The organism is Rhizobium sp. NFR12, from assembly GCF_900108545.1.
GTDB lineage: Bacteria > Pseudomonadota > Alphaproteobacteria > Rhizobiales > Rhizobiaceae > Neorhizobium > Neorhizobium soli.
In genome coordinates this window covers 138,731-151,911 of record NZ_FNWM01000005.1, presented here as the reverse complement: position 1 = coordinate 151,911, position 13,181 = coordinate 138,731, and the positions used below count along the sequence as shown (strand labels likewise).

Genomic DNA, 13,181 nt, shown 5'->3' with positions numbered 1-13,181 from the left:
TGATATTTCGGCGGTTGGGTCTCAACCAACGCTGCCTTGAATAGCCGACGACAGTCCTGCATCGACCGCTCGCCCACCGAGAGAAACGCTGCTTGCTAGCAATCCGTTCTGACAAGCCCGTCCGTCGTCCCATCCAGGATGATTGGCGATCGGGTAAAGGCAAATTCCCTCGAACGGGACACCGGACTGCATGGCACGTTTTGCCTGATCCGAGACATAACGGTACCAAGGCCCACGCCGCTCATCCTCGATGCCGGTTTCTGCGATCAAAATCGGCTTGCCATAACGCGCGTAGGTTTCGGCAAGGATCCTGCTCAGCGGCTTGTAGCTGGGATGACCGATGTCGATCGGCGGCCCGCCATGGATCCATTGGTTGTTGAAATAGTAGTTGACGCCAATGATATCGAGATACCGCTCCTGACCACCGATCTGCGGCCACATGCGGCCCGCGATGAGGTCCCATCCCTGGAACTGCGACTGCCTGTGACCTTCGGCAACGCCGGACTCGAAAGGTCTCGATTGGTCCGCCACGACATTGATAACCGGATCGCAGTGAACGAAGCGCGCGCGGGGGTCGACCGAGAGGATTTCCTCCATGGCAGCGATTGCGGCCCGGGCGAGCTGAACCTTGAGCTCGAATCCTCGACCACGCGCGAACGGGTTGAGATAGGCAGCATCTCCGCCGCCCCAAGAGAAGAATGAGATTTCGTTGACGGGGCAATAGAACGGCACTTCGCTTGTGTTGTCGCGAACCAACCGTGCACAGGCGCCGGCGAAGGCTGCAAACCGATCGACAAATTGCGGCGACCAGATATCGAGATCGTCAGGCCATCCGTAGTGTAAGAGGTCCCAGATGACCTGCGTGCCGGTTTTCTGCGCGGCTTCGATCATCGGCAATACGCTCGACCAGTCATAGGTCCTGGACTTTTCGATCAGATGCCAGCGAAAACCATCGCGGACCGTACGGATTCCAAGTCCTGCAAGCTGACGATAATCCTGCTCCGCAAAGCGATCGTGCTCGATTGCCGCAATCATATCCAGGCGTCGACCGGTTGTTTCGCCGTCAGCGGGACGTAGCCGATGCGTCGAGCATTCGAAACCGCCCATCAGAAACGATTTGAAGATGCCGGTCGGCCCCTGCGGCGATTTCTCCGCAAGGACGTCGCTGAAAAGCTGTGTCCACTGCGGCAACACGGCCTCGATCGAGTAGCTCGCCTCGACCTTGCGCCGCAACGCTTGTCCGAGAGAACGGCGGAAACCTTCGTCGCCCGCAAGTAAGCAGATCTTGTCAGCGACGGCGGCCGGATCGTTATAGGGCACGAAGAGGCCGGAGACCTGGTCGTCGATCTGCTGCTGGGCGCCGTTGTCAGGTGTTGCGATGACGGGCAGGGCGGCGGCACCTGCCTCGGCAATGACATGCGGCATGCCTTCGCCGCGCGACAGCCAGACAAATATGTCGAACGCCGACAGAAGCTCGGCCACATCCTTGCGATCGCCTAAAAACGTGACCCTGTCTGCCAAGCCCAGCCGGCGGGTGAGATCCTTCAAGTGATCGGCATAGTCCGGCATGAAAGCATCGGGTCCGCCGACAATAACGAACTGCGCATGCGCATTGTCTCTGACGACCAGTGCGGCGGCATGGATGAAGTCTTCTACATTCTTTTTCGGATCCAGCCGACCGACCCAGCCGATGACAACCTGCTCATCCCGGAACCCAAGCTTTGACCGCATGACCGAGCGGTTCGCCGAATTGAACTCGGAGAGATCGACCATCGAGGGTATCTCGAGCGCGTGCTGCTCGCGGCCGGGCATTCTTGACGCAGCCGCGTCGCGGATGGAGCGGCAGACGCCGACATACCGGCTCGTGAGGTGTTTCGGGCCAGCTTCCGCCTCCGAAACAAGACCGCCATGCTCGATCAGCGGGGGGCGGAGATGAAGCCGTTCGAGTGCCGGATAGATGTCGGCAACGTTCTGGCTGGAAACGACGATGTCGTATCCAGGAACCTTGCCGGCGAGATAGCCAACCGTATCTTCGAAGGACAGATCGTAAGGCGTCGTATCGACATCGACCCCGAGCGCCCGCAGCTGCTCGTGGGTCTGCTCCGGCATTCCGGGCTTGCGGAAGCAGGCAACGACGTCGATCCGGTAGAGATCAGGATCGAGGTTTCCCGCGAGGAGCCGCACTTCGGTCTCCTCGCCGCCGACCACCAACCACGCGAAGACGAACAGAATCCGTACAGGCTGAGGTTCAGGTGTCATTCGCCCACCTTGAACACAACCTGCAGGAATTCCGGACGGTTTTCGATCAGGTCCGTCAGGAAGGCCGGCGCGTCGTCCATCGGAATGACGTGGGTGATCATCTGCTCGCGGATGATGTCGCCATGCGTCCGGAGAAGATCGACCGTTGCGCGGGCGAGCCGGCCGCGGTTCCAGAGCGCACCAAGACCACGCGGAACTCGGTTGATCTGCGCGCAACGGATGTTGAGGCCGTTGTGGTGGAACTCTTCGCCCAACCGCAACTGATCAGCGCCGCCCTGGTAGAAGGCAAGGTCGATCACCGTGCCCTGCGGCCGCAGGGCTTTCAGCGCCGTGTTGAGGCTGCCTGAATACGCACGTGTCTGGAACACAAGATCTGCACCGCGTCCCATCGCGCCATCATGCCAGCAGGCCTTGGCATGCTGCCACGCGTGCTCCTCGGTCATGGCCTGAAGGCCCATCGCTTCCGCTTTTTGACGGCGGAACTCCGATGGGTCGGTCACGATAACTTCGGACGCACCCAGGGATTTCGCAAACAGGGCAGTCATCAGCCCCACTGTTCCGGCGCCGATCACAATAACCGGGCGATCCTTCACGCCTGCACCGAGGAAGGGCACGTGAGCTCCATAGGCTTCGGCATCGGCGTGCAGAATGCCGTTTGCGGCAATCGGTCCCATCTGGGCGACGAGGACGCCGAGCACGGGATCGATGTCGGCTGGTAGCGGCACCAGAAGATCGTGGAACGGGTTGGCCGTGTGGCCCGATTTATGGCCGTAGGCGGATGCGACCACCTCGCCTTGCGCAAAACCGCCTGTGCGCGACTCTGAGACCCTGGCGACTTCCATGTAGCCGAGGAACGGGACCGGATAGTGCAGGTCCGGTTCGTTCTCAATAAACACCCCGCGCTCGCCGTCAAAGCGCGAGCGGAAATAGGGATTGGTGTTTTTGAGGAACGTCAGTTCGGTCCCCGCGGAAAGACCGGTGTAGAGCGTGTCGAGCCGAACCTGGCCATCTCCGGGAGGGCCTTCCTCGTATTCGAAGAAATAGGACCGCCCGGGGGCCTCGACGCCGAGCGAGCGGATGATCCGGTGGCCCGGTGCCAAGCCCGGCGCGGGTGCTTCCGGCCGAGGCTGGGATTGCAAAGGCAAAGGCTCGGGCTGCCGCATCTCTGGCGGCGCGATCGAAACCGGCTTGCCTTCCTGCACAGAGGCAACGACAGCCAGCGCCAGCCGGTGCGTTGCAAGGGCTTCGGAATAGGGGCAGCGGATCCGGTTTTCCCCGCCGCGAACGGCATCGATGAAGTCGCGGTCTTCGCGCCACACGGGGTCGCCGTCTGCGCCACGGACCGGCCGGCCTCGGCCGACATCCACCATGATGTCGCGGTCGGTAAGCTCGATTGCGAGACGGTCTGCGAAGATGTGAAGCCCGACGCGATGGCTCCAGCCGAGAAGGCAGGTGGAGGCAACGTTTGCGACGACGCCGGTTTCGAATGTCAGAGTGGCCGTCGTCACGGTGGGCACGTCGAGGCCGGGAAATTCGGGCCTGTCCGTGTGACCGGCACGTCCGTAAACCTCGGTCACTTCACCAACAAGAAAACGCGCAAGGTCGAGAAGATGGGTCGCCTGCTCCACCATCTGTCCGCCGGACTTGTCCTGCTTCCACCACCACTGCGGCGGAGGCGTGCTATCCAGCCAGTAGCCGGACAGAAGCTGGGCGGGATTGTCCTTGAGGAGATTGCGGGCCTCATCGACGATGTCGAGGTAGCGCCAGTGGTAGCCGACGCCGGTCACGAGACCCTTCGCCGTCACGGCAGCCGAGATCTCTTCGGCCGTCTCGATGTCAAGCGAAACCGGCTTTTCGACGAAGAAAGGAATGCCGCGCTCGATCAGGTCCCGCTCCGGTTCCCCGTGCGCAAACGGCGGCACGCAGACATAGACGGCATCAGGGCGGACAGCGTCCAGCATGTCGCGGTGGTGGGCGAAGGATTTCGCTCCGAAGCGCGCTGCGGCCTGATCGGCGCGGCCGATATCCGGATCCGCGAACCCTACGAGTTCCACATCGTCGAAGCCGGAGATGACATCGAGATGGCGGTGCGCGATACCTCCAACGCCGATAAAGGCGAGGCGTGTCTTCTGCATGGATAGGTCCTTTTGCATGAGATTGGCAGGCTGGGAAAGGAAGCGGTCGTAGACCGCTCTCGTTTCCCTCGCCATGCGATGTGCGGAAAAGTGATTGTCGAAGCGGACGCGGGCAGCCTCGGCGACATGCGCAAGTCTCTGCCGATCCGAAAGCGCCGCGATGACGACAGTGGCCATTGAAGCGGAACTGCCGGGTGTGGCGAAAAGCGGGTGGTCCTCCCCGAGCGCCTCGACGGTGCCGCCGATCCGGGTTGCAACGACCGGGCAGCCGAGCGACATCGCCTCGAGCACCGCAAGCGGCAGGCCTTCGAACAGCGATGGCAGAACGAAGAGGTGGCCGAGAGCGATGATGTTGGCGACATCCGGGCGATGTCCGGTAAATCGAATGCGGTCGGAGATGCCGAGCTCATCCGCCAAAGCCCCGAGCCTCACGCGTTCCTCGCCGGATCCGACCAGAAGAAGGCACAAGGAGGGGTGCGCCTCCAGAATCTGCGGCATGGCTTCGAGGAGGGTCTTGTGATCCTTCTGCGCGGTCAACCGGGCAATGGTCACAAGCACGATCTCGTCACGCACATCGAGGTCCCGACGAAGTGCGTCGCCTGTTGCCGTCTGCTGCGGCACGAAGATACCGTTGCGGATAACCGTCAGTCGGTCGGGCGCAATGTGCCCGCGAAAACTGTCCCGGGAGGCTTCCGAAACCACGACGTGATGGGCGACATCCCGCGTGCGTCGCTGATACTCGTCCTGCTGGTCGCGGTCGGTGAGGAGATAAGGAAGATGCTCCGTGCGAATGACCGGGATACCGGCTCGGTTCGCGGCCTCGACCAGCGCGTGCCCCTCCCATCCGATCCCCGCATGGACATGCAGGAGGTCGACATTGCTGCTGGACAGCCATTGAGCAAAGTCATCGACGTCATCCGCAAGTTTGATGCCGAGGCCGAGACGGGCAGCGCGCGGGAGCAATCCTGCCCGGTCTTCCGACAACAGCGCAATGAACACATCGGCCTGCCCGCACAGCCCGCGCGCCAAGGCAACCATATGCTCGCCCATCCCGGATGGGTCCAGGCTATCCGTCGCAAGGACTATCCGCGGCATCCTAGTCACGCTCGGAATGCACCAGAATGTCGTTTTTGCCGAGCAGCGCAGATGCCAATGGAGGATCGACAGCCGTCTGGTCGACAATCATCGCCATGCTCTTGAACGTGGCATCCCAGGACGAGCGCGCGAGCATCTTGTCAACCGCTTCGAGCCAGGACGTATCGGCGCGGGCAAGGGCAAGCGCGGCATCGCATCCGCTGACAAAGCTGTCGGCATCGTCGGCAAAAAACACGCCCGGCGTATCACCGTAGGTACGAACGACGTCTGCAATCTTTGTGCTGACGACCGGTCGCCCTGCCGCCAGATATTCGGGCGTCTTGGTGGGGCTGATGAAACGGGTTGCCTCATTGAGTGCAAACGGCATGAGCGCCGCATCCCAACCCGCCAGATAGGACGGCAGGTCGGCATAGGACTTGTGCCCGAGGTAATGAATATTGGCCGCGCGCGGCAGATCGGACGGCGATATCTTGGCGATCGGACCGAGAAAAACGAAGGAGTAGTCCGGTCGCGCTGCAGCCGCTGCGCGGATCAGGTCGAGATCGAGGCGTTCGTCGATGACGCCGTAGAAGCCTAACCGTGGGTGAGGGATCTTTGCCTGATCGCTTGGATCGGCAACCGAGTTTCGTGCTGCGCGGAAATGGTGCGAATCGACACTGGATGGGAAGGCATGGATGTTGTCATGTAGATCGCGCTTTGCCTCGTAGAGGCTCACCCCTCCGGTAAAGACCGCGTCCGCGCGCGCCATCAGCGCGTTTTCCATATCCTTCAGCTGAGGCGGCGCAAACTTGAAGTTGGCCAGCTCGTCCATGCAGTCGTAGACAACCGCGGCCGCGTCCACATGCTGCGCGAAAGAATACATCATCGGCGTGTAGAACCAGAGTATCGGCCGCCGCCCACCGTGAAGCAGGATGAGATCGTCGAGCAGGCGGCTAAGCGCCCGATCCCGCTCGGCTTCGCTCCACCAATGCGGAACTCTTGGCCGGATCGCCTTGACAGACGTATCGGCGAATGGGTGAATTTCCAGGTAGGCAAGATGATGATCGGTTGGAATGAATTCCTCGAAAAAAAAGACCTGACGATCCTGAGAGAAGCGCTGCATCAGGTGCTGCGGACGCTGCAGGACAAAGTCCCAGCGCAGATGCGAGAAGCAGATGAGCGGCGTATCGATAGGCAGGGAGGCATCAGGCGTTTGCGGGAAGGAATTCAGAACGTTCATCAAGCACCTCGAAACAGATGCCGCCAAACAAAGCCTGGACAGCAAAGTTCCGGACGCTCATCATAATTCTGTTACCTGTCGTTCATCAAATCTCGCAGGCGGCTGATGCTATGCTGCCACGTCCAGTTTTCCAGCACTGTCTCGCGTGGTTTCATCCCGTCGGCGAGCCCGAGCAGATCCCGGATACCGTCGTGAAAGTCCTGCTCCGAAGCCATTCGGCCCGTCTCCGGCATAATGTATTGTAAACCGCACCGAAGCGCGCTGTTGGCGAGGACGGGAATGCCGGCCAGCATATATTCGGTGAGAATGGCAGGTGCTCCGTCGTCGACGCCGCAGACGACGCCGATCCGTGACTGGTTCATCAACCGGTTGACGTCGTCGAAGGCTATTCCCGGCGGCTCAATGAAATCGACATTGATGCCCAGCGCGTCCGCATGGCGCCTCAACTCCGGTACGAGTTCTCCGTAACCGAAGACGCAAAGGGTTCGGAGCGACCGCGGTAGCTTACCCAGCGCTTCGAAGAGCATGTCGTGGCGCTTGTAGGGCTGGGCGGCGGCCACATAGATCACGTCATAGATCTTCGGAAGGTTCAGCGGCCGGAATGTCATCTCGGATGCGAATTCCGGTCCGATCGGCATCACGACTGTGCGCATGTCAGGATGCCGGGCGCGAACAACCTCCGACTGCCACTCCGCTCCCGTGATCACGAGATCGAAATGACGGCTGACCTCGAACGGCACGCGAAGTGCCGGAGCGTCGATGGAGTTGTAGATCTTAAAGCTGTCGCGACAGGCAAGCATGATCTCCTCGCTCACCCCAAGTCCCCAGACACACAGTATTTCGGGAGCGCCGAACGCCTCGATATGCCCGAGCATGTCGTTCGAGGCAAAGGGAGCCTCCGGACCGTTCATCCGGAATGAACGGCGCACCAGCGACGGATTGCCGGAACGCCACTCTGGCGGAGGATCACCGCCGCGCCAATGCGTCCAGATTTCCGAGCAATCGACCAGCCCGTCCTTGAGGGCTGCGAGTGGAAGCCGCTCGATATAGCCGCCGTCGACAACCACGTCGTTCGTATCCGGAATGGACAGGGGAGGAGATCCGCGTGAACCTGATGACCATAGCGTTTCAAAGCTTCGATGGGACGGGAGATCCTCGTCGCTCCAGCTTCCATCCTGAAAATCACTGATGACGACAATACGCCGTGGTCTCATACACGTCTCTAATCATTGACACTGAAGAACGGGATGGCGATGTTCGACGTCACCAACTTCCGGAAATGGGAACGGTTCCACTGTCAGGCAGACATACAGCCGCACCTTAATTCTGACGAGGAGCGGCGATCATTGCGTCGTGACGGAACCTCGAGGCATCAGCCTTGTTGGCGCAGTCTCCAGACTTTCTGGTTCCTGCAAGGATAGATCGGGCATATGGCTTTGAGAGTTGCAATCATCGGATCCGGTCCGACCGGCATCTACACGCTGAAGGGCCTCATCGGGAAGTCTGAACCGCTTGAGATCACCATCTTCGAAAGCGACGCGGAACCCGGCAAGGGAACCCCCTATCGCCCCGATCTTAACGATGCGGCGATGCTCTCCAACATTGCCAGCATCGAGCTGCCGCCAATCTGCGAAACGTTGACCGAGTGGCTTCGCCGTCAGACGGACATGGAGTTGCAGCATCTCGGCGTCGAACGCGATGCCATCAGCGAGCGGGAGTTTTATCCGCGCGTGGTTCTAGGAGAGTTCCTGCACGCGCAGTTTCAGCAGCTTCTGAATGCCGCCACCGCCAACGGCCACGCCATCCACCTGAAGGCGCGGCATCGTGTCGTCGATATCGAGCTGCGCGCAGACGATATCCGGTTGAGCGTAAAAGCCTTGGATGACGAACCGGCGGAATTCGGTTTCGATCACGTGGTGATGGCAACGGGCCACGACTGGCCGGAGACCACCGAGGTGCGGCCCGGATACTTCATCTCGCCCTGGCCGGCACCGCTTCTCAAAACCATCCCTCCATGCAATCTCGGCATTCTGGGCACGTCGCTGAGCGGCATCGATGCGCTGATCACCGTCTCGACTGCGCATGGTGCCTTCATGCTCGATGGGCAGGGTGATCTTCAATACGAGCCCCTGCCGGGAACCGAAGCCTTCCGCGCAACGATGATGTCGCGCAAGGGGGTGCTGCCAGAAGCCGACTTCTACTGCGAGATCCCGTACCGCCCGCTGACATTCTGTACCGAAGCGGCGATCGAAAACGCGATCGCCACGCGGAAGCTCGATCTTCTGGATGCGATCTTCGACCTGTTCAAGCAGGAGCTGGTGGCCTGCGATCCGGATTATGCAGCAAGCATCGGCCTGTCGCTTCTGACCGTTGAGACGATCGCGCCTGCCTATTTCCGCGCTCGGGAAACCAACGACCCGTTTGCCTGGGCTGCTCGCAACCTCGCCGAAGCGGATCTGAACAAGAAGCTGAAGCAGACGGTGGAATGGCGCTATGCCATCCTGCGGATGCATGAGGTGATTGCGAAGGCGATACCGCATCTGGACGCTGATGACCTCACGCGGTTCCACAAGCACTTCAAGACCGTCTTCATCGATGACTACGCGACGGTTCCGCATGAATCGATCCGCCGATTGCTCGCTCTCCATCGCACCGGCAAGCTTGAGATCGTGGCACTCGGAAATAACAGCGAGATCGACAACAAGAGCGTGGAGCGGGGCGCTGTAGTTCGCACGGAAGGACGGGAGCTTCGGTTTGAGGCTTTCATCGACGCCACAGGACAGCACGAGCTGTCGGCCCGCGACATTCCGTTCCCGACGCTCGTTGGCCAGGGTGTCGTTCGAAAAGCGGCAACAAAGGCTGCGTTTTCTCTTGATGGCGCCGAGCAGGAGATCGTCCGGACAGGAGGGATCGATCTCGACGACGATTTCCGGCTGGTGTTCGAAGACAATCTCTCGAACAACCTCTACTGCGGTTCGATCGCTTTTCTGCTGCACAAGCTTCCGTTCGTGCAGGGAATCACCAGCGCATGCGATATCGGCGAGGTGATTTCGAAAGCGATCCTGAAATCGAACGCGCCGCCTCTGATCATCGCGCAAGCTTAAGGCGTCAGCCCGTCACGATCTCGACCGGGTCACCCAATGTCAGCTTCCCGGATATCTCGACATCGCCGTAAATGCCGAAGTTTCGCTTGTTTTGTCGCAAAAGCGAGCGAAGCACGTCGGGGTTTTCGGGAAGCCCGGGTTGCGCGATCAGCGTCATTCCGCACCGCTTGGCTTCTTCGCAGATGTGGATGGTCGCTCCTCCCATCTGCAACCTGTATCCAAGCCATGACTTCTCCTCAAAGCCCTCGGCCGCAGGCGTTCGCAGCACGACGTTGGGGCGAAACCGGCGGCTGTCGATATCGTCGGTTCCGACGATCGTGGACAAGTGTCGAAGGGAGTTGGTCGTCACGAGATGGACCGGGCTCAGTTCATAACGGTTGACGGCCGTCTGTGCATCGCCGGTCGCGGCATAGGGACGCGTTTCGACCTCGAAGCCGAAATAGAGGGTCAGCTTCGCATCGGTATCTCTCTCTCCGACACGCAGCCACTCCCCATCCGGAAATCCGATTTCAGGCCGGTCTCGACCTGATCTCGAGTGGAGGAAAAGTGCCGGTTTCCAGCGAGATTCTTTCTCGGGCGCCGCCGGATGGCCGGACTGCGCATCAGCAACGCACCATGAACGATCGCCCTCGATTCCGTCCGTTCCCAGCTCGACGGAGGTCAAACGCTCGCCACCAAGCGAGCTTACCGGGTAGCGCCAGATCTCTTCGATAGTTCCAAATTGCGGCGGTGCCATTCATTCCCTCGTCAATGCGTCTCAAGGGCAGGGAACTGAATTTGCCACAGGTGGTTCCCTCAATGCCTGCGAACGCTTCGACAGGACAGAGGAGAAACAATGGCGAAGATCGTATGCGCAGGTTTTGTCGAAAATGGAAAGATCCTGCTTGTCCGGCGCGCATCGCACCGAAAGTGGTCGGCAAATTTGTGGGATCTGGTCGGCGGTCATGTCGAAAAAGGCGAGGGCCTGGACGAGGCTCTGGTGCGGGAATGCGAGGAAGAGGTGGGGCTCACGCCACTTGCCTTCAACAAGGTCGCTACATTGTACGAGAGCCGTGACGAAAAGCAGAAATCGCCCTTCCACACCTATGCGGTACCGCTCTGGAAAGGTGGACAGGCTTCCCTGCTCGGCACCGAGCATTCCGAATTGGGCTGGTTTGGCCGGGAAGACCTCGAGGCAATGGAACTGGCCATGCCGGAGTATCACTCTGTCATCCTGCAAATGCTGCAGGACTCGTAGCGCAATTTCGTCCGCTGCAGCGTGATGTACCTCGCAGAGCAGAAACTCTTTCCTAGTCCGGGCATTGCGCCGGGGAACTTCCTCAACCCGCAGACGGTTTGGGCTCAGAAATCGACGTTGGAGGAAAGCTGCATGCTTTGCCTGCCGACCGTATAATATTGACGAGGTGGGCTAATGAAGCAGAATATTGACGACGCCATGCTCGATCGGGGCCAGAGCTCCGAGGCCTACGATATCGAAAACAAAAGACCCTCACCCCAGGGCAATGACGTGCCCGTTTCGACAGCCGGCCGGGCGAAAATCCTCGCGTCGCTGGAGCGGTACCCGCAAAACAACGACCAGGACCAGACCGCCTCGGTCGAAGCCTCCGGTCAACCCCAGTGCTTTCTTCCTGATCTCCAAGGCGAGCGGGTCTGGGGCGTGGCGCTGCAGCTTTACGAACTGAGATCGCGCCGAAACTGGGGGATCGGCGATTTTGACGACCTGTCCACTTTCATTGATCTCGCCGCAGGCTGGGGTGCCGACTTCGTCGGTCTCAATCCGCTCCATGCGCCGTTCATGGCCGCTGCCGAACGGTGCAGTCCTTACGAACCCTCCAACCGGCGTTTTCTCAATCCCCTCTACATTGCTGTCGATCGGATCGACGGCTTCGCAAGCTCGCCTGAGCTGGAGGAAGATATTGCCCGGTTGCAACGAACGGAACTGGTCGACTACGGGAATGTCGCGCGGATCAAGCGCGAGGTGCTCTACAGAATCTGGACGACAGAAAAACGCCGAGAGGACCCCGCGTTTCAGGATTTCTGCAGGGAAGGCGACGCTGAACTGAGGCTGCACGCCCTGTTCGAGGCGATCTCGGAGACCCTTGTCGCATCTGGGGGCAGCGTCGGTTGGAAGGCGTGGCCGCAAGAATATCAGGATCCGCAGTCGGAGACGGTAAAGCTGTTTGCGGAAACGCACGGCGATCGCGTCGATTTCCACCTGTGGCTCCAGTATCTGGCACATGGGCAGCTCACCGAGGCTTCAGCTCGTGCAAAGGCTGCAGGCATGCGCGTCGGCCTCTATCTCGACGTCGCCGTCGGCGAGGCACTGGACGGATCGGCCACCTGGAGCAGCCGTCATGCCTATGTCGAAGGTGCCAGCATCGGCAGTCCGCCAGATCCCATGGCGGTTTATGGTCAGGACTGGCAGCTTGCAGCGTTTCACCCTTCGGCGATCGCTTCGGGAAATCCGTCCCCATTTGAGACCACGATGGAAGGTGTCATGCGCTACGCGGGCGCGGTTCGCATCGACCATGCAGCAGCTCTGCGGCGCCTTTTCCTTGTGCCATCGGGAGAAAGCCCCGAAGAGGGTGCCTATGTCGGCTACCCCCAACAAGCGTTGATCAAGACGCTTGCGGACCTCTCCAACACATATGGCTGCCTCGTCATCGGAGAAGATCTCGGCAATCTGCCGCAAGGGCTGCAGGGAGAATTGGAGGCTGCCAACATTCTCTCCTACAGAATTCTCTCCTACGAGCAGGGAAAGCAGGGCTTCCATCCGCCCGACCAGTATCCGGCGCTGGCCTTGGCATGTGTATCAACCCATGACCACCAGACGTTTTCCGGCTGGTGGCGGGCAGCTGACGTCATGATGCGGGAAAAGAACGATCTCGTGCCCGAAGACGCTGCCCGTCAGCAGAAGAGCGAGAGAAAGAGCGAAAGGCGCGACGTGCTTTCCGCATTCCGGGCGGCCGATCTTATGGGTTCGGAGGCGGTCGATCACTCCAGTCGTAGAAATCTGGCGGCGACTGCCCATGCCTTCGTTGCCAGAACCCCATCCCTCCTGATGGCTGTACGGCTCGCCGATCTCACGGACGAAAAGCAGCCCACCAACGTCCCTGGCACGAGCGACAGTTATCCGAACTGGAAACCGAAACTGTCCGTCATGCTGGAAGAGCTCGACGCACTTCCGGAACTGCATGACATCCTGGGTGAGGTTGCGGCCGCGCGGCGAAAATAAAAGCTAGGTCTTGGGAGCAATAGAGGCGCGCCGTCACTCGGTGACCGGTGCGCTTCCGATGCGATAATCCTGCGTCCGCTCGTCTGCCGGCTCTAATGTTGGGGCAAAAGGAACAACCGAAACCGCTGCATGTT

At 60.2% G+C, this 13,181-nt stretch carries 7 protein-coding genes and 1 pseudogene; 3 read left to right on the top strand and 5 right to left on the bottom strand.

Annotated elements, in window-relative coordinates:
- Positions 1–21: 21 nt before the first annotated feature.
- From BLW69_RS19385 to BLW69_RS19370, 4 genes and pseudogenes are all read right to left on the bottom strand, one after another.
- On the bottom strand, positions 22–2,259 hold the full coding sequence (locus tag BLW69_RS19385) for a glycosyltransferase family 4 protein (RefSeq protein ID WP_092664308.1): 2,238 nt from the start codon (positions 2,257–2,259) through the stop codon (positions 22–24).
- Positions 2,256–5,444: a glycosyltransferase gene (locus BLW69_RS19380; protein ID WP_244508895.1), complete on the bottom strand. Its 3,189-nt coding sequence runs from the start codon at positions 5,442–5,444 to the stop codon at positions 2,256–2,258. Before BLW69_RS19380 ends, BLW69_RS19385 begins: the two co-directional genes overlap by 4 nt.
- A 121-nt stretch (positions 5,445–5,565) precedes the next feature.
- Positions 5,566–6,708 (bottom strand): annotated as a pseudogene (locus tag BLW69_RS19375) (glycosyltransferase family 1 protein); the annotation flags it as partial.
- Between the two features lie 71 nt (positions 6,709–6,779).
- On the bottom strand, positions 6,780–7,922 hold the full coding sequence (locus BLW69_RS19370; RefSeq protein WP_092664304.1) for a glycosyltransferase family 4 protein: 1,143 nt from the start codon (positions 7,920–7,922) through the stop codon (positions 6,780–6,782).
- 216 nt (positions 7,923–8,138) lie between these two features.
- Between BLW69_RS19370 and BLW69_RS19365 the strand changes: the two genes are divergently transcribed.
- Positions 8,139–9,812 (top strand): FAD/NAD(P)-binding protein, encoded by a 1,674-nt coding sequence (locus BLW69_RS19365; protein ID WP_092664302.1) that lies wholly within the window; start codon positions 8,139–8,141, stop codon positions 9,810–9,812.
- 4 nt (positions 9,813–9,816) lie between these two features.
- Here BLW69_RS19365 and BLW69_RS19360 read toward each other — a convergent pair whose 3' ends face one another.
- Complete coding sequence (locus BLW69_RS19360; RefSeq protein ID WP_092664300.1) at positions 9,817–10,548, bottom strand: MOSC domain-containing protein; 732 nt, start codon at positions 10,546–10,548, stop codon at positions 9,817–9,819.
- Between the two features lie 99 nt (positions 10,549–10,647).
- On the opposite strand from BLW69_RS19360, the gene BLW69_RS19355 reads away from it, so the two are divergent.
- Together BLW69_RS19355 and malQ are read left to right on the top strand one after the other, a co-directional pair.
- Complete coding sequence (locus BLW69_RS19355) at positions 10,648–11,049, top strand: NUDIX hydrolase (RefSeq protein WP_092664298.1); 402 nt, start codon at positions 10,648–10,650, stop codon at positions 11,047–11,049.
- Between the two features lie 174 nt (positions 11,050–11,223).
- Positions 11,224–13,047 carry a 4-alpha-glucanotransferase gene (gene malQ, locus BLW69_RS19350; protein WP_244508894.1) on the top strand — a complete coding sequence of 608 codons (1,824 nt, stop codon included), beginning with the start codon at positions 11,224–11,226 and terminating at the stop codon, positions 13,045–13,047.
- Positions 13,048–13,181: the final 134 nt, after the last annotated feature.

Coding starts and splice junctions, on each gene's coding strand:
- BLW69_RS19365 (WP_092664302.1), top strand. CDS start 8,139: ATGGCTTTGAGAGTTGCAATCATCGGATCCGGTCCGACCGGCATCTAC.
- BLW69_RS19380 (WP_244508895.1), bottom strand. CDS start 5,444: ATGGGCGAGCATATGGTTGCCTTGGCGCGCGGGCTGTGCGGGCAGGCC.
- BLW69_RS19355 (WP_092664298.1), top strand. CDS start 10,648: ATGGCGAAGATCGTATGCGCAGGTTTTGTCGAAAATGGAAAGATCCTG.
- BLW69_RS19360 (WP_092664300.1), bottom strand. CDS start 10,548: ATGGCACCGCCGCAATTTGGAACTATCGAAGAGATCTGGCGCTACCCG.
- BLW69_RS19385 (WP_092664308.1), bottom strand. CDS start 2,259: ATGACACCTGAACCTCAGCCTGTACGGATTCTGTTCGTCTTCGCGTGG.
- malQ (WP_244508894.1), top strand. CDS start 11,224: ATGAAGCAGAATATTGACGACGCCATGCTCGATCGGGGCCAGAGCTCC.
- BLW69_RS19370 (WP_092664304.1), bottom strand. CDS start 7,922: ATGAGACCACGGCGTATTGTCGTCATCAGTGATTTTCAGGATGGAAGC.